General features: G+C 74.8%; 14 protein-coding genes. 7 read left to right on the top strand and 7 right to left on the bottom strand.

What is annotated here, in order from left to right:
* The first annotated feature begins 6 nt into the window (after window positions 1-6).
* Both D581_RS0105825 and D581_RS0105820 read left to right on the top strand, forming a co-directional pair.
* Window positions 7-933, top strand: a complete 927-nt coding sequence (locus D581_RS0105825; RefSeq protein ID WP_199787772.1) for a hypothetical protein — start codon at window positions 7-9, stop codon at window positions 931-933.
* A 289-nt stretch (window positions 934-1,222) separates the two neighbouring features.
* On the top strand, window positions 1,223-1,735 hold the full coding sequence (locus tag D581_RS0105820; RefSeq protein ID WP_018956289.1) for a hypothetical protein: 513 nt from the start codon (window positions 1,223-1,225) through the stop codon (window positions 1,733-1,735).
* Between the two features lie 131 nt (window positions 1,736-1,866).
* On the opposite strand, the gene dapC is transcribed toward D581_RS0105820, so the two are convergent.
* Together dapC and fdxA are read right to left on the bottom strand one after the other, a co-directional pair.
* Window positions 1,867-2,961 (bottom strand): succinyldiaminopimelate transaminase, encoded by a 1,095-nt coding sequence (gene dapC, locus D581_RS0105815; RefSeq protein WP_018956288.1) that lies wholly within the window; start codon window positions 2,959-2,961, stop codon window positions 1,867-1,869.
* A 217-nt stretch (window positions 2,962-3,178) separates the two neighbouring features.
* Window positions 3,179-3,499, bottom strand: a complete 321-nt coding sequence (fdxA, locus tag D581_RS0105810; protein WP_018956287.1) for a ferredoxin — start codon at window positions 3,497-3,499, stop codon at window positions 3,179-3,181.
* Between the two features lie 117 nt (window positions 3,500-3,616).
* On the opposite strand from fdxA, the gene D581_RS0105805 reads away from it, so the two are divergent.
* The 3 genes from D581_RS0105805 to D581_RS0105795 all read left to right on the top strand — a co-directional run bounded on the left by D581_RS0105805 (window position 3,617) and on the right by D581_RS0105795 (window position 6,489).
* A complete protein-coding gene (locus tag D581_RS0105805; protein WP_018956286.1) occupies window positions 3,617-4,645 on the top strand; it encodes a GNAT family N-acetyltransferase in 1,029 nt (342 codons plus the stop codon).
* Window positions 4,646-4,720: 75 nt separating this feature from the next.
* Window positions 4,721-5,602, top strand: a complete 882-nt coding sequence (locus D581_RS0105800) for a transglutaminase-like and tetratricopeptide repeat-containing protein (protein WP_018956285.1) — start codon at window positions 4,721-4,723, stop codon at window positions 5,600-5,602.
* Between the two features lie 281 nt (window positions 5,603-5,883).
* Window positions 5,884-6,489, top strand: coding sequence for a response regulator transcription factor (locus tag D581_RS0105795; RefSeq protein WP_018956284.1), 606 nt, complete (start codon window positions 5,884-5,886; stop codon window positions 6,487-6,489).
* Here D581_RS0105795 and D581_RS0105790 read toward each other — a convergent pair.
* The 5 genes from D581_RS0105790 to D581_RS0105770 form a co-directional block, all read right to left on the bottom strand.
* Complete coding sequence (locus tag D581_RS0105790; RefSeq protein WP_018956283.1) at window positions 6,458-8,326, bottom strand: ATP-binding cassette domain-containing protein; 1,869 nt, start codon at window positions 8,324-8,326, stop codon at window positions 6,458-6,460. The two genes, D581_RS0105795 and D581_RS0105790, sit on opposite strands and share 32 nt — an antisense overlap.
* The gene (locus tag D581_RS0105785) at window positions 8,323-10,134 is read right to left on the bottom strand and encodes an ABC transporter ATP-binding protein (protein WP_018956282.1); all 1,812 of its coding nucleotides are present in this window, start codon (window positions 10,132-10,134) and stop codon (window positions 8,323-8,325) included. Before D581_RS0105785 ends, D581_RS0105790 begins: the two co-directional genes overlap by 4 nt.
* Before the next feature lie 74 nt (window positions 10,135-10,208).
* Window positions 10,209-10,340 (bottom strand): SapB/AmfS family lanthipeptide, encoded by a 132-nt coding sequence (locus D581_RS0105780; protein WP_018956281.1) that lies wholly within the window; start codon window positions 10,338-10,340, stop codon window positions 10,209-10,211.
* A gap of 44 nt (window positions 10,341-10,384) precedes the next feature.
* Complete coding sequence (gene lanKC / locus D581_RS0105775) at window positions 10,385-13,075, bottom strand: class III lanthionine synthetase LanKC (protein ID WP_026290248.1); 2,691 nt, start codon at window positions 13,073-13,075, stop codon at window positions 10,385-10,387.
* 282 nt (window positions 13,076-13,357) lie between these two features.
* A complete protein-coding gene (locus D581_RS0105770; RefSeq protein ID WP_018956280.1) occupies window positions 13,358-14,335 on the bottom strand; it encodes a winged helix-turn-helix domain-containing protein in 978 nt (325 codons plus the stop codon).
* Between the two features lie 249 nt (window positions 14,336-14,584).
* On the opposite strand from D581_RS0105770, the gene D581_RS0105765 reads away from it, so the two are divergent.
* Both D581_RS0105765 and D581_RS0105760 read left to right on the top strand, forming a co-directional pair.
* Complete coding sequence (locus tag D581_RS0105765; RefSeq protein WP_018956279.1) at window positions 14,585-15,823, top strand: MFS transporter; 1,239 nt, start codon at window positions 14,585-14,587, stop codon at window positions 15,821-15,823.
* Window positions 15,820-16,404 (top strand): sugar O-acetyltransferase, encoded by a 585-nt coding sequence (locus tag D581_RS0105760; protein ID WP_018956278.1) that lies wholly within the window; start codon window positions 15,820-15,822, stop codon window positions 16,402-16,404. Before D581_RS0105765 ends, D581_RS0105760 begins: the two co-directional genes overlap by 4 nt.
* Window positions 16,405-16,420: the final 16 nt, after the last annotated feature.

Raw genomic sequence — 16,420 nt, 5'->3', positions numbered from 1 at the left:
GGGCCCGTGCCCAGGACAGCCAGCCCTCGCCGACGACGCCTCCTCCGCTACGGGGCCGCCCTCGCCGTGCTCGCGGCGCTGGGCGGTTATCTGGCCGTGCAGTACGACTCGTCCGGGTCGAGGAATCCGCCGCGCTGTGTGGTGGAGGCGCAGGACGGGGACGGGGGCGGGACGCAGCGTTACGAGATGAGCCTCGCCCAGGCCGTCAACGCTGCGACGATCTCCGCCGTCGGCACCACCCGGGGCATGCCCGAGCGGGCGGTGACCATCGCGCTGGCGACCGCGCTCCAGGAGTCCACGCTCCGCAACATCGACTACGGGGACCGGGACTCGGTGGGCCTGTTCCAGCAGCGGCCATCGCAGGGCTGGGGCACCGTGGAGCAGATCATGGACCCGGTGTACTCGTCGGAGAAGTTCTACGAGGGCCTGGCCGAGGTGCCGGGCTATTCGCGCCTCCCGCTGACCGTGGCCGCGCAGCGCGTGCAGCGCAGCGGATTCCCGCAGGCGTACGCGAAGCACGAGCCGGACGCCGCGCTGCTGGCCGCCGCGCTGACCGGGCGCAGGCCGGCCTCGCTGAACTGCACCCCGTCGACGGCCACGGCGGACGGCCCGGGGGACGCCGCGCGGGTGCGGACCGAGCTGGTGCGCGCCTTCGGCAAGGACGTGCTGCCCGGCACGGTGGCCGCGGGCGCGTCCGCGGCGTCGGCCGTCTCGGTGCCGGTCCCGGCGGCCGCGGCGCGGTCCGAGGGCAAGGGCGCTCCGCAGCGCGGCTGGGAGCTGGCGCACTGGGCCGTGGCGCAGTCCGAGGCCCTGCGGATCGAGCGCGTGAGTTACGCGGACCAGGTCTGGGACGCCGGTTCGGGCTGGCGGACGGAACGCGCGAAGGGTAAGGAAACGGGCACGACGGCGGTCAGGGTCCAGGTCGTTCAGTAGTACGCCCCGTCACCCGTACGGACCCCGGAGGTCAGGGCTCCGGACGTTTTCCGCGCGGCTCCTCGACCCTTCGGGGACCTGCCCCGATTCCCTTGCCGCCCAAGGGAAGTGACGGTTCGCCGGGCTGCGGCGGTATGGATTGTTTGCCCGGGTTCTTCCGCTGCGGATAATCGGACCCATTGCTCAGTCTTTACCTTCGCCCACCGCAACCTCCCCCTCCCCCGAAGCGGTTGTCAGTGCGTCCGATCTCCGGACAGACAGACTCGTGCACAACCGCTGAAGGAGCATCATGTCCCTCCCCCTGACCCGTCGGATCGCTCGTGCCGCGCTGCTGATCGCCGCAGGCGCGGCCCCCGTGGTCGGTGCGGCCGGCGCCGCGAGCGCCGCAGAGCTCCCGGCGACCCCGGACCTGGGCGGACTGACCGCGCTGGACGGCGCCGGTCTCGGCAACACCGTGGACAGCGCCGTCCAGCAGGGCACCCAGGCGGCCGGCGACACCGGCGGCCGCCTCGTCGGCACGGCGCTCCCGGCCGCGGGCAAGACCGTCGGCACGTCCGCCGGGGTGGCCATCCCGGCCGCCCAGGAGACCGCCGGCCAGGCCGCGGGCAACGCGGGCCAGGCCGTGGGCGGCGTGGCCGAGGCCGCCGGCGGCGGCCTCCCGACCGAGGCGCTGGGCGGCGGTCTGCCCACCGACGCGCTCACCAAGGGTGGTCTGCCCACCGACGCGCTCGGCGGTGGCCTGCCCACCGACTCCCTGACCAAGGGCGGCCTCCCGCTGGGCGGCCTGCCGATCGGCGGTTGATCCACCGCAGCACCACGACACCGCGACCTCGCAGCACCGCAGCACCGCAGCACCGCAGCACCAGAAACGCGCCGAGGGCCTTGGGAGTGCGCACTCCCAAGGCCCTCGGCGCGTCGCGTCGCCGCCCCGAGTCAGGACAGGCGCTTGACCGCCGCCGCCACCCGCTCGTCGGTCGCGGTGAACGCGACCCGGACGAAGCTCGCGCCCGCCGGACCGTAGAAGTCGCCGGGCGCCACCAGGATGCCGAGCTCCGCGAGGTACGCCACGGTCTCCCAGCACGGCTCGTCGCGGGTCGCCCACAGGTAGAGGCTCGCCTCGCTGTGTTCGATCCGGAAGCCGTGCGCCTCCAGCGCCGCGCGCAGGGCGAGGCGCCGGTCCGCGTAACGGGCGCGCTGCTCGGACACGTGCACGTCGTCGCCGAGCGCGGCGACGGTGGCGGCCTGGACGGGGGCGGGCGTCATCATCCCGCCGTGCTTGCGGATGAGCAGCAGCTCGCCCAGGACGGCCGCGTCGCCCGCGATGAACGCGGCCCGGTATCCGGCCAGGTTGGAGCGCTTGGAGAGCGAGTGGACGGCGACGATGCCGTCGTGGTGGCCGCCGCAGACGTCCGGGTGGAGCACGGATACCGGCTCGGCGTCCCAGCCCAGCTCCAGGTAGCACTCGTCGCTGAAGACCAGCACGCCGTGCTCGCGCGCCCAGGCGACGATCCGGGTCAGCTCGTCCTTGGGCAGCACCTTGCCCGTCGGGTTGGAGGGCGAGTTGAGCCAGAGCAGCTTCAGGCCCGCCGGGTCCAGCTCGGTCGGGTCGTCGTAGGCGACGGGCTCCGCCCCGCAGAGCCGGGCGCCGACCTCGTACGTCGGGTAGGCGAGCCGAGGGTAGGCCACCTTGTCGCCCGCTCCGAGCCCGAGCTGTGTCGGCAGCCAGGCAACCAGCTCCTTGGATCCGACGACCGGCAGCACATTGGCGTGGGTCATGCCGACCGCGCCGAGGCGGCGCTCCACCCAGCCGGTGAGGGCGTCCCGCAGGGCCTCGGTGCCCCACACCGTCGGATAGCCGGGGCTGTCCGCGGCGGCGACGAGCGCCCGCTGGACGAGCTCGGGGACCGGGTCGACCGGGGTGCCGACGGACAGGTCCACGATGCCGCCCCTGTGGGCCTGGGCCGTCGACTTGTAGGGCGCGAGCCTGTCCCAGGGGAAGACCGGGAGGCGGGAGGAGACTGCGGACACGGCGCTCTGCTTTCTCGGGTGTTCTACGGGGCGGCGGAACGGACACGCGGTGACGGACCCCCGGTACGGAGACCCGCTGACGGCCCCGGCGCGACCGGGGCCCGCCGGCAGCCCCGCGCTACCGGGGTCCGATGGCGGTCCCGGAGGTACGGGAAACGCCTCGGCCCCGCACGGTGACAAGCCGTACGGGACCGGGCCGCGCGCGTGGTGCCGCCGCTTACTGGTTCTGCGGCGGCAGTGCGGCGATGAACGCGTGGTCGCGCTCGATGAGACCGAGCTTCGAAGCACCGCCCGGAGAGCCGAGGTCGTCGAAGAACTCGACGTTCGCCTTGTAGTAGTCCTTCCACTCCTCCGGAGTGTCGTCCTCGTAGAAGATCGCCTCGACCGGGCAGACCGGCTCACAGGCTCCACAGTCGACGCACTCGTCCGGGTGGATGTACAAGGACCGCTGGCCCTCGTAGATACAGTCGACGGGGCACTCTTCGATGCAGGCCTTGTCCTTCACGTCGACACAAGGCTGCGCGATGACGTAGGTCACGCTGTCGTTCCTCCTCGGTAGGGCGTTGGCTCTCGCGCGGGAGCGCGGCGTCGTCGATGCCCGCCTCTAGTATCTCCGTTCTCGGGCACGATCCGAACAGGAGGGGCGGACAGAGCTGTGGAATTCACCATCGGCGGACGGCTGCAAGTCAGCATCACACCCGCTGACGTGGGCAAACGCGTGTCCGTTCGGCGCCGGACGGACGGCGGGGGCACAGGCGCGCAGTTCACCGACGTGGTCGGGGTGCTCACATCATGGAACAACGATGTGCTCTCGATCACACGAAAGAGCGGGGAATCCGTCCACATCATGGAATCCTCCTTGGTGGCGGGCAAGGTCGTTCCCGCCGCCCCGGCCCGCCGTCGCGGTCCCGCCGCCTCCTTCGGGGAGCTCGCCTCCGTCACCGCGCGCGCCTGGCAGCCCGTGGAGAGCGAAGCGCTGGGCGACTGGCGGCTGCGCGCCGCCGGAGGCTTCACCCGGCGCGCCAACTCCGCGCTGCCGCTCGGCGATCCGGGGCTGCCGGTCGGCGAGGCGCTCGCACGGGTCCGGGACTGGTACGAGGAGCGGGGCCTGCCCGCGTACGTCCAGACGGCGACCGGGGCCGAGGGCACGCAGGAGCTGCTGTGCGCGGAGTTGGAGAGGCACGGCTGGCGGCGCGAGGTCTCGGCGGAGGTGCGGATCGCCGCGCTGGCGCCGGTCGGTGACCTTCGGGCGGACGTGCGGGCGGTCCGTCTGACCCGCGAACCGGACGCGGCCTGGCTCGCCCGCTACCAGCGTTTCTCCACCCCCGGCCCCCCGGTGCTGCGGGTGCTGGGCAGCGGCCCTTCGGTCTGGTTCGCCACGGTGCCGGGGTCCACCGGGGACACAGCGGCCCCGGACGCGGATCCGGCCGCCCCGCCGGCCGCGATCGGGCGGTGTGTGGTGGACGGCCGTTGGGCGGGGTTCATGGCCGTCGAGGTCGCTCCGGAGCAGCGGCGGCGCGGTCTCGCCACCACCGTGATGGCCGCGCTGGCCCGCCGGGCACTGGACGAGGGCGCTTCGGCGGCCTGGCTCCAGGTCGAGGAGGACAATGAGGGCGCGCGGGCGCTGTACGACGGCATGGGCTTCGCGGCCCACCACCGCTACCACCACTACCGCTCGGCGTGACGGGCGCCGGTGGCCCCGCGCCGGGCCCTCCGGCGGATCGACGCACATGAGCAGGGACAGGAACATGGGTCGCATATGAGCGCGCTGGATTCCGGAACGGCCGAACGGCGGCGGCAGTTCGCCGAGGAGGCCCGGTCCGAGCGGCCGGACCTCGCCCTCCTCTGTCTGCTGCTGGGCGCGGAGGCCGGACCGGTGGGCCCGGCCGAGGTCCGCCCGGTGACTCCGGGGGAGGCCGTCCCCGACCCGTACGGCATCGATGCCGCGCAGATCGAGCTGGACCGGCTGGCCGGGCTGCTGCCGTACGGCTCCCGCTCCCCCGCCGCCTGGGCCTCGGCGCTGGCCGGGCTGCTGGGCGGAGACTGCGGTTTCCGCGGCTCCTCCGTCGACTACCAGCGGCTGGACTCCTCACTCCTCCAGCAGGTGCTGCGCCGCCGCAGGGGCCTGCCGATCCTGTTGTCGGTCGTCTGGATCGAGGTCGCCAGGAGGGCGGGCGCACCCGTGTACGGGGTGGCGCTGCCCGGTCACTTCGTGGTCGGTTTCGGCGACCGGGAACACCCGGTGCTGGCCGATCCGTTCGCCGGGGGCGCGCCGCTGACCGGGCAGGACGCGGAGCTGCTGGTCACGGGGGCCACCGGAGCGGCCCTGGAGCCGTCGATGATGACGCCCGCGCGGCCGCTGGAAATCGTGCTGCGGATCCTGAACAACGTCCGGGCCTGGGCGGCGGCCCGGCCCGAGCGCACGGATGTGGCCCTGTGGGCGGTGGAGCTGTCGCTGCTCCTGCCCTCGCATCCGGCCCGGCTCCGCTTCGAGCGGGCCCAGCTCCTGGTCCAGCGCGGTGAATTCCTGCGCGGGGCGGCGGAGATGGAGGAGTATGCGGAGATCCTCGACGGAATCGAGCCGACGACGGCCGAGAACATCCGGCGCAAGGCCCACGCCGCGCGCGCCCTGCTGAACTGAACCGGCCGTCCGGCGGGACTGCGGCGGGAATCGGTCCCGTCGACGGGGCGTCGCGGTCCCGTCGCCGCCGGTGCGTGGCGAGACGGATGGGTCCGTGGGCGAAGTGCGCTCCCGTTGTGCATCCGAACGCCCCCTCCCGCGCCCAACGGGAGCGGTATTCAGCCCGTTTGTCGGCGTACGCGAATGCCCATGCGCTCAACTGGATACCCGTCACCGGATGCGTACGACCCGTCGCGTTCCGCGTCGGGCGGGGCTGGAAGAGAGAAGCTGAGGGCAGACTGATGACAACCGTGCTGCTGGTCCACACCGTGCCGTTGTGGCGCGCGTCGCTGGCGTCGCTCCTCGGCACGGGGCGGGGGATAGAGGTCCGCACCGCCGAACGCGGTGCGATACGTGCCGCGCTGAGCGGGCCGGGTCCCGATGTGCTCCTCACCGACCTCGACTGTCCGGGCGCGCTGGACGTCCTCGACGAGGTGAAGACGATGACCACACCGCACGGCGAGCCGTTTCCGCTCGCCGTGCTCACCCGCAGCGACCGGCCGAGCGGCCTGCGCCGGGCGTACGAGGCAGGAGCGCTCGGCTACATCGACAAGTACCGCCCGGTGGACGACCTGTCCGAGGTGATGCACAAACTGGCGGACGGGGGACGGCATATCGACGAGTCGCTGGCTTTCAGTCTCTTACAGGTTGCCGACATGCCGTTATCGCCAAGGGAGTTGAGTGTGCTCTCGATGGCCGAGGGCGGCGACACCGTGGCCGGGATCGCCGGTCGGCTGCACCTGACGCCGGGGACGGTCCGGAATTATCTGGCCGCCGCCATACGGAAGTCCGGGGCGCGCAATCGGCTGGACGCCATCAGACGGGCGAAGGAGGCGGGGTGGATCTGATGCCGAACCGCCCCTTCCCTTCCTCGTCCTCCGGGTCCCAGAGGCCGGCCAGGTCGCGGTAGAGGGCGCAGGAGCCCAGGAGTTCACCGTGGGTGCCGCACTGGGTGCGCGGGCCGTCCATCACCAGGGTCCGTCCGGCGCGGCGGGCCGAGCTGAGCCGGTGGGCGACGACGACGAGCGCGCCCGGCAGGGCCGCGAACGCCAGCTCGGCGCGGGTCTCGGCGGCCGGGTCGAGCCGGCTGGTCGCCTCGTCGAGGATCAGCAGCGGCGGGGCGGCGAGGTAGGCCCGGCCCAGGGCGATCAGCTGCCGTTCGCCCTGGGAGAGCCGGTCCGGTTCGACGGCGGCGTCGAGGGAGCCGAGCCGGGAGAGCAGCGCGTCCAGGCCGAGCGCGTCCGCCATGGCCGCGATCTCCCGGTCCCGGGCGCCGGGGCGGAGGTAGCGGAGGTTGTCCCGCAGCGAGCCGCTGAACACGTAGGCGTGCTGGGGCAGCAGGACGCGTACGGAGGTGGCGTCGGCCGGGCGCACCGGCCGCCCCCGCCACCGCACCGCTCCCCCGGTGGGCCGCTCGGTCCCGGCGAGGACGGCGGCCAGGGTCGACTTGCCGCTGCCGCTCGGGCCGACGACCGCGAGGTGCTCCCCCGCCCCGATCGTCAGGGAGAGCCGGTCCAGGACGGGTTGGGCGCCGGGCCCGTACGCGAAGCTGACCGCGTGGAGCTCGGCGACCGGGGCCCCGCGCGGTGGTGGGGCGGCCTCCCGGGCGGGCGGTGGCGGGTCGTCGGCGGGCGGCGGCGGTGCGTCCGTGAACCGGTCCAGGACCACGACGAGCCGGCCCCCGGCGGTGCCCAGCATGGTCATCAGCGCCTGGACGGCGGGGGCGAGCGCCTGGGTGAGGTAGGTCAGCGCGCCGACCAGCGCGCCCGGGGTGAGCCCGTTCCGCAGCAGCCAGGGCGCGCCCAGGAGCAGCAGGAGCGGCGGAAACCGGCCACAGACGGCGAGGGCCAGCACCCGTACGCCCGACCAGCGGGCCAGCGATCGGGAGGCGGCGAGCTGCGCCTCGGCGAGGGTCCGGGACTCGGCCACCGTCCGCTCGGCGGCCCCGGCGGCGGCGATGTCGCGCAGGGAGGCGGCGAGCAGGCCCGCGTGGGCGGCGTACGCCTCGTCGGCGGCGAGGTAGTCGCGCTGGCGGGCGGCCATCGGCGGCAGGGTGGAGAGGAACAGGGCGGCCCCGAGCACCAGCGGGGGCAGCACGATCAGGAGGAGGGCGGGCGAGAGGGCCAGCAGGCCGGTGACGGCCCCGGCCGCCGTGAAGACGAACGAGCGGAGCGTCAGGACGAGTCCGGCCCAGCCGTCGCGGGCGATCTCACTCTGATGGGTGACCTGCGACAGGGACCGGGTGCTGACGTCGCCGGCCCGGTCGAGCGCGCCGGACAGCGCCCGGGACACCGCGCGCCGGACCAGTCCGTCGCGCAGCGGCTCCACGAGGTCCGCGAGCCGGCCGAACACTCCGCGGGCGGCGGGCACGGACGGCAGCACGGCGAGCGCGGCGACGGCCAGCCAGAGGAGGCCGGCCCGCGGGCTTCCGGCGAGGAAGCCGTCGTCGAGCGCGCGGGCGACCCCGAATCCGCCGAGGAAGGTCTGGGCGAACTCCAGAAGGGACCAGCCGGCCAGCCGCAGGATCACACCGGTCCTCGCCCGCAGGAAGGGCCGGGCCTCACGGCCGACCCGCCGCAGCGACGTGTCGCGCCGGGGGCGTGTTCCGCGCTCCCGGCCGCCGCTCCGGGGACGTGCTCCGTGCTCCTGCTCGGCGTTCCGGGGGCGGGCTCTGTCGGCCTTCACCGGGCCTCCGCTCCGGCGGTCGGCGTCACGGGCGTGCGGCTCGCGGGCGCGGCGCCCTCGGCGGGGGTGTCCGTGCTGGTGTCCGTGCTGGGGTCCGTGCTGGGGTCCGTGCGGAAGACCGCCCGGTAGTCCGGGTCCGCCCAGAGTTCGTCGTGGCGGCCCGTCGCGCGGATCCGGCCGTCCTCCAGCCAGGCGACCCGGTCCGCCCGCGCGGCCGAGGACAGCCGGTGGGCGACGATGATCCGGGTGCAGTGCCCGGCCCGCGCGTCGAGCGCGCGCCGGACGTGGTGTTCGGTCACGGTGTCGAGGCTGGACAGCGCGTCGTCGAGGATCAGCAGACGGCCGGGGTGGGCGAACGCGCGCGCCAGACCGAGGCGTTGGCGTTCGCCTCCGGACAGCGGGGCGTCGGCGACCGGCGTGGCGTAGCCGTACGGGAGCAGCGCGAGGAACCCGTCGGCGCGGGCCGCGCGGGCGGCGTCGCGTACGGCTTCGGGCGACGCGGTCCAGGGCCCGTAGGCGATCGTGTCCTCGACGGTGACGCCGGGGAGGGCCGGCCGGGCGAAGGCGTACGCCACCTCGCGGCGCAGCCGGTCCGGTTCCATGCCGTCCAGCGGGACGCCGTCCAGCAGCACGCTTCCGGTGTCGGGGTCGAGCAGCCGCCCGGCGACCGCGGCGAGCACCGACTTGCCGGAGCCGGAGCGCCCGACGACCGCCAGGGAGGTGCCGCCGGGGACGGTGAGGTGGACGCCGGTCAGCAGCGGGCTGCCGTCCTGTTCGACTTCGACCCCGACGTCCCGGAGTTCGAGGTGTCCGGGGGCGTCGGGCGCCGGCCCCAGGCCGCGGTGTGGCAGCGGTGCGAGGGTGAGCAGGGGCTCCAGGCTCCGGGCGGCGGCGCGGCTGCGGGCGAGGGCGCCGAGCGCGCCGGTCAGGGCGCCGATGCCGACGGCGAGGCTCGCGTAGCGGGAGGCGGCGACCAGGTCACCGACGCCGATCGCGCCCGCGCCGAGCCGGAGGCCGGCGACCGCGAGGACCAGCAGCATGAGCAGGGGCAGCAGGAGGCCGCTGGTGCCGACGGCCCGCCCGTACACCGACCAGGTGCGCCGGCCGTGTTCGGCGAGGGCGGTCAGGGGTTCCAGGACGCGGCGGTGCTCGCGTGCGCCGGTGCGGGCGGCGCGGATGGTGTCGGCGCCGTCGAGGGCCTCGGTGAGCCGGTGGGCGATGAGCGACTGGGCGCGCTGGTAGTCGGCCCCGGCGTCGGCGGTCCGGCGGGTGAAGGCGCGCAGCAGTGCGACGAGGAGGGGGGCGCCGAGGAGGAGGGCGGCGGCCGTCCAGAGGTCGATGAGGAGGAGGCCGACGATCGCGCCGAGCGGCAGCAGGACGCCGGAGACGGCTCCGGCGGCGGTGACGGGCGCGGAGGCGGCGTCGGCGGTGCGGGCGGTGAGCCGGGCGGTGAGGTCGCCGGTGGGCAGGGCGAGGGCCCGGCGGGGTTCGGCGGCCAGGACCCGGGCGGCGGTGCGGGTGCGCAGGGACGCGGTGAGCTTGGCGGCGGTGCTCGTGCCGGTCACGGCGGCCGCCGCGTCGAACCCGGTCTCGGCGAGGGTCAGGGCCACGCAGAGCAGCAGTCCCGGCCAGGGCACCGGGCCGCCGGCGACGAGCCGGTCGACGGTGTGGCCGAGGGCGGCGGGCAGGGCGAGGGCGGCGAGTGCCCCGCCGGTGGAGCAGAGGAGGAGCCCGAGAAGGGCCGCCGGGTGCTGCCGGGCGAGCCGCCGGACGCCGGACTCCGTGCCCGGGCGTGGGTGCAGCCGCACGGGGTGGCCTTTCTGGGCGCACGTGGGCCGGCCGGCCCACCGGTGAGGAACACCGATGGGCCGGCCGGTGCGGGTCACGGGGTGCAGAGGACCACGCTGAGGGAGCTGTACTCACAGACCAGCAGCGAGACCTGGCTGCCCGTGGCGAGCTCGCCGAAGGAGTCCTCGGCCGGGGTCTCCATCGCCTGAAGGTCGAGAAGCGCCATGATGTGTCCTTTCGGGGACGTTGGTGGTGCTGAACGGTGTGTTGCTACGACCCCTGGCGGGGCCGGTTCATGGGGCCGCTCGCGCGGCCGGGGCCCGCCGCCGGAGCGGCGGGCAGGAAGGGAAGTCCGGTGGAGCCGCCGAGCGCGGCGCCCAGGGCGAGGAGAGCCCCGGCGGTCCCGGTGGCCAGATCCATCGACAGGCGCATCAACTGCTCGCCGGGAAAGGCGAGTCCGTCTCCGTACGCGAGGGCGTGGCTGCCCAGCAGGTCGGTGTGGCGGGCGATCGCGCGCTGCCGGTCGGCCTCGTCGCACAGCGGGGTGGCCGCGAGGTGCATGAGGAGTCCGGCGGAGCCCCGGAGCAGTCCGGGCTGGACGTAGAAGGCGGAGAGCGCGGCCGGCAGGAGGGCCCGTCCGGCCGCTTCGAGCGCGGGGTCCGGGCGGTGGGCCAGGTAGGCGTCGATGACGGCCGCGATGCCGGCGCTGCCCGAACCGAGGTACGGCATCAGCCGCTTGCCCTCGACGACGAGGAGTTCGCCGTCGTCGCCGGTCCGGCAGCGTTCCAGGTCGCGGCGGAGCGCGGTGGCCGCCAGGTCGAGCAGGGCGGGGTCCCCGGTGGTCGCGTACCGGCGCACGAGGAGCAGGGCGATGCCGCTGGCGCCGTGCAGCAGCCCGGTACGGGGCGACGGCGGGCCGTCGACGAGCGCGCGGACGGCGAGGGCGGTGCAGCGGGAGGCCGCGGCGGACAGCGCCGGGGCGTCGGTGTCGGAGGCGGTGCGGGCCAGGTCGTCGAGGGCGAGGCCGATGCCCGCGTACCCGTTGTGGAGGCCGGGCGCGAGGCCTTCCAGGGGCTGGTCGAGGATGATCCGGAGGAGGTCGGCGGCCTCGGCGGCGCGGCCGATCCGGTGCAGGGTCCAGGCGATGCCGGTGAGCCCGTCGTAGAAGCCGAGGGGGCTGCCGGACGCCGGGTCCTTGGCGTGCCGCAGGAGCCATTCCTCGGCCTCCTCGCACGGCGGGGCGCCCGTCTCGTGGAGGGCGTAGAGCACTCCGGCCGTCCCGTACGCGAAGGACTGGCCGCCGGTGGCGGTGGCGAACTGGGCGATGTCCCCGGGGAAGCAGCGGTCCTCGCGCTCCGGTGTGCGGGAGGCGGTGATGGCCCGGACCATCGCGTCACGGCTGCGCGGCCAGTCGCCGGGGTCGGGAACGGATACGGATACGGGGGCGGATACGGGGGTGGGGGCGGACAAGGGAGCGGGGGCGGACAAGGGAGCGGGCACGGCGGTGACGCCGGCCCCGGGCTGTCCTGTGTCGCGCAGGATCTCCGCGACGGCGGGCCTCAGCTCCTCCTCGGTGACCGGGAAGACCCGGGCGATGTCCCGGGCGAGACCGGCGGCCTTGGTGCGGTCGATGCCGAACAGCGTGGTGAGCGGCAGATACAGGGCGAGCCGCAGACAGGCCAGCGCGTAGCGGTCGATGTCGGCGCCGCGCCGGTCGGGCGGGGCGACGAAGGCCGGGTTGGCGACGATCTGGCGGCGGCGTTCGGCGGCCGGGGAGGCTGCCTCGAAGTCGAGCAGGACGATGCGCGCGTTCTCCTCGTCGACCATGACGTTGCTCATGTGCAGGTCGCTGATGACGATGCCCCGGTCGTGCACCGCTTCGACGGCGCGCGCGACCCGCCCGTACAACTCCGCGGCCCAGTCCGCGTGTTCGGCGAGCAGTTCAAGTGGCGGGTGCTGCCGGGCGAGCGGGAAGCGGCGGGCGAAGACGGTGTTGAGGGTGGCGCCGGGGATGTACTGGAGGACCAGGAAGTGGTGGTCGCCGACCTCGAACACGTCCCGGACGGCGGGCACGCAGTCCAGTCCGGCCAGTTGCTCCAGGGCCGCCCGTTCGCGCTCCAGCCGGGCCACGGCGTCCGCCCCGTCGGCGGCCAGACCGGCGTACGGCCGCGCCTCCTTGAGGACGACCTGCTCGCCGGTGCGGGTGTCGCGGCCGAGGTAGACCCCGCCGCCGTTGGAGAAGTGCAGCGCCTTCTCCACGGTGTACGGGAGGTCCGCGAGGCCCACGGCGGCGCGGGCTTCGAGGTGCGGCATCAGGAAGCCGGGCGGGGTCACCCAGGAGGGGACGCGGAAGGACGGGCCCCGGTCGTCCGGGACGAGCCGGCCCTGCGGATCGGCGACGGCGGGCACGGGCCGCCCGTCGGGACCGGAGCAGAAGCGGGCGGCGAACGCCCCGTACCGGGTGTGCACGGGCCCGTTCCCGCACCGCAGGTCGCTCAGGATGTACGGGCCGTGCTCGCCCTCCAGCAGCCGCATGAGGGCGGTGCACACCTCGGGGAACGCCTCGTCGGACGGCGGGTAGACGGTGATGAACTTCCCGCTGCCGGCCCGGTCCGCGTACTTGGCGTTCCGCAGGGCCAACAGCCCGGCGCCGGGCACGCACTTGAAGGCCAGCCGGTGTTCAAGACAGTGGGCGACGACCCGCTCCAGCACGGAGGCGGCGTTGTCGAGGGCGGCCGAGACGTGGATCTTCCAGCCCTGGGGCGGCAGTCGCAGCCCGTCGGGACTGTACGCGAGCCAGTCGCCGCGCCGGGTGCGCGTCCACCCGGCGGGTACGGCGCCACGGAGCGGAGCGTAGAACGAGCGCTCCTCGTCGGCCGCTCCGCCCGGTCCGGGGGAGCGGTGGGGTGCGTCGTAGAAGCGGCGGTCCGCCTGGCAGTACGCGGCGTACTCCGGATTCACGCACGGTCCCCTCGCTCGGTTCTTTCGTGGCGAGAGAGAAGTTGTCACAACGATGAGCCATGCCCATAGTCACTGTTGTCACGACTCGTACATGCGCGCCAACCATGCGGAGCGCACCGCGTACTGATGGGTATCCGCTTGCCGCCCAGGCCGGGACGGGTGCGCGCCGGGGGCGTGCGGGGGCGTGCGGGGGCGCGAGAGGGGCGCTCTCACACCCGCCTCAGTCCGCGCCGTGCACCAGTACGTCCACGTCAGTCCGCGCCCCGCACCAGCACGACCGCGTCACTCCGCGCCGCGCACCAGGACGTCGCCCGCCTCCGTACGGAAATAGAGAACGGAGCGGCCCGCGCGACGGCGGCGGACCAGTCCGGCGTCCAGCAGGACCCGCAGATGCCGCCCGACCGAGCCCAGCCCCTGCCCGGTCAGCGCGACGAGCTGCGTCGTGCTGAGCGGGGAGGCGAGCAGCAGCAGGACGGCCGCCCGCGCCGGGCCGATCAGCGCGCCCAGGGCGGCGGGCACGGGCACGCTCCCGGCCCCGGTGAGCGCGCCGGAGCACGGGTACACCAGGCCGTACCGGCGTGGAATGTCCCAGCAGACCCAGGACTGGTACGGGGTCACGGGGACGAAGAGCAGCTGGGCGCCGCCCAGTTCGCGTGGCGGGTTGTCATGGGTGTTGATCTGGAGCCGGCTGCCGCCCAGCCAACGGACGCCGGGACGCATGCCGTTCACCGCTTCGGCCCAGCCGCCACGGCCCAACTGGGCGGAACGGGCCACCACATCGGCCTCCAGAATCCGCCGTCGCCTCGGCCAGTCGGGCAGAACGGTGTGCGTCCAGACCCACTCGACGGCGTCGGCGGCGCGCTCGGCCAGGTCGTCCCGGTCCAGCGCGGCGGGCAGCGGCCCGCGCAGCGCCTCGGCCAGATCGGCGCGGGCCCGCCCGGGTGCGGTGGCCCGGACCGGCGCCAGCTCGTCGGCGAAGGAGGGCGGGGCCTGGCCCGGCGGGGCGGGGACGGGGGCGGGGACGAGGAAGTCGGCGTTCCACCGGGGCGCGAGCGCGGAGCCGATCACCAGCGCGGAGACCGGGTGGCCGGCCTTCCACCGCCGGTACGCGGGCAGGTGGGTCTCCAGCCAGGCGCGCTCGCCAGGATGCGCGGCGGTGGCCCGCTCCAGGGCCAGCAGGCTCGCGACGGCCTCCGCGAGGGGCGAAACGACGAACCGGCTGTTCGCGAGCGTGTCCGCACCGACCTGCCACCAGCCCACGCGCCCCCACCGCCTCACTCTCCGTCGCCCTTCGGCCCTCCGGCCCTGCCGCCGCGCCGTCCCGCTCCCCGTCAGCCCTCCGGCCCCACCGCCGCGCCGCCCGCTCCCCGTCAGCCTCCGACCCTGCCGCCGCGCCGCCCCGCTCCCCGTCAGCCTCCGACCCTGCCGCCCGCAGGCCCGCCCGTCCGGGCTTTCGCGTCCGCGCGAAACAGTAACGGTCCCGGTGGCGGGGTCAGGAGACTCCACCCCATGCGCACCTACCGCGAACTGTTCCGCACCCCGGAGTTCTCCCCCTTCTTCGCCGCCGTCTCCGTGCAGACGGCCGCCCAGACCGCGACCGGTCTGGCGCTGGGCACCCTCGTGTACACGCGGACGGGCTCACCCCTGCTGTCGGCCCTGGCGATGTTCGGCCCGTCGCTGGCCCAGGTGGCCGGGGCGCTCACCCTGCTGTCGGCGGCGGACCGGCTGCCGCCGCGCGCCGCGCTGACCGCCCTGGCGCTGCTCTCCGCCGGGGCCGCCTGCCTCCAGGCCGCTCCCGGACTGCCGCTGTGGGCCGCGTTCGCCGTCCTGCTGGTGGTGGGCGCGGCCTCGTCACCGGGCGGGGGCGTGCGGTACGGGCTGCTCAACGAGATCGTTCCGCGCGAGGGATTCCTGCTCGGCCGCTCCGTGCTGAACATGACGGGCGGCGCGATGCAGATCTGCGGGTTCGCGGTGGGCGGGCTGCTGGTGACGGTGTTCTCGGCGCGCGGCACACTGCTGATCGGGGCGGGCCTGTACGTCGTCGCGGCGGCCGTGACCCGCTTCGGACTGACCGCCCGGCCGCCCCGGGCCACCGGCCGCCCGTCGGTCCGGGAGACGCGGCGGACGAACGCGCTGCTCTGGTCGTCCACACCGCGCCGGTACGTGTTCCTGGCGCTGTGGGTGCCCAACGGGCTCGTCGTCGGGGCCGAGTCCCTGTACGTCGCGTACGCGCCCGGGCACGCCGGGCTCCTCTTCGCCGGCGGGGCCCTGGGCATGCTGGCCGGGGACACCCTGGTCGGGCGGTTCGTCACGGCGCGGTGGCGGGCGCGGCTGGGGTCCCCGCTCCGACTGCTGCTCGCCGCGCCCTATCTGCTCTTCGCGCTGCGTCCGGAGCTGCCCCTCGCGCTGGCGGCGGTCGTCCTGGCGAGCGTGGGCTTCGCCGCGAGTCTGCTGCTCCAGGAACGGCTGATGGCCCTCACCCCGCAGGAGCTGAGCGGCCAGGCGCTCGGTCTCAGCTCCTCGGGGATGCTCGCCATGCAGGGCGTGGGGGCCGCCGTGGCGGGCGGCATCGCCCAGCTGACCTCCCCCACGACGGGCATGGCGGCGGTCGCGGGGCTCTCGGTGGCGGTGACGCTGGCGCTGGCCCCGGGACTGCGTGACCGGTCCGGGGACGTCGGGGGCAGACTGCCGGTAGCGGACGGATCACCACGAGCGTCCCGTACACCCCGCACGGAAGAGACCACATGAGCGACGAGACCAGGCGCAGCCAGAAGGAAGCGATGCTCGCCGGCGAGCTCTACATCGCCGACGACCCCGAACTGGCGGCGGAGGCGCGGCACGCGGCCGTGCTGAGCGAGCGCTTCAACGCCACGTCGGCCGCCGACCCCGAGGTCCGGCGCGCCGCCCTCGCCGAACTCCTCGGCGAGCTGGGCGAGGGCGCCGAGGTCCGGCCGCCGCTGCGCGTCGACTATGGCTACCAGACCACCATCGGCCCCCGGACGTTCATCAACTTCGGCGCGGTCCTCCTGGACGTCGCCCGCATCACGATCGGCGCGGACGTCCAGATGGGACCGAACGTCCAGCTGCTCACCCCGACCCACCCGATCGACCCCGAGCCGCGCCGCGCCAAGTGGGAGGCCGCGCAGCCGATCACCATCGGCGACAACGTCTGGCTGGGCGGCGGGGTGATCGTCTGCCCCGGGGTGACCATCGGCGAGAACACGGTGGTCGGGGCGGGGGCGGTCGTCACGAAGGACCTGCCGGCAAACGTGGTGGCCGTCGGCAACCCGGCCCGGGTGATCCGGAAGATCGGCGAGGCGGAGGCGTAACCCCCGGGCGACCGGC

Source organism: Streptomyces sp. CNB091 (assembly GCF_000377965.1).
This window is presented reverse-complemented; position numbering and strand designations above follow the sequence as displayed.

Excerpts from the sequence above, each read along its gene's own strand:
- D581_RS0105820 (WP_018956289.1), top strand. The coding sequence starts at position 1,223 with ATGTCCCTCCCCCTGACCCGTCGGATCGCTCGTGCCGCGCTGCTGATC.
- D581_RS0105780 (WP_018956281.1), bottom strand. The coding sequence starts at position 10,340 with ATGGCGCTTCTCGACCTTCAGGCGATGGAGACCCCGGCCGAGGACTCC.
- D581_RS0105795 (WP_018956284.1), top strand. The coding sequence starts at position 5,884 with ATGACAACCGTGCTGCTGGTCCACACCGTGCCGTTGTGGCGCGCGTCG.
- D581_RS0105765 (WP_018956279.1), top strand. The coding sequence starts at position 14,585 with ATGCGCACCTACCGCGAACTGTTCCGCACCCCGGAGTTCTCCCCCTTC.
- D581_RS0105760 (WP_018956278.1), top strand. The coding sequence starts at position 15,820 with ATGAGCGACGAGACCAGGCGCAGCCAGAAGGAAGCGATGCTCGCCGGC.
- D581_RS0105800 (WP_018956285.1), top strand. The coding sequence starts at position 4,721 with ATGAGCGCGCTGGATTCCGGAACGGCCGAACGGCGGCGGCAGTTCGCC.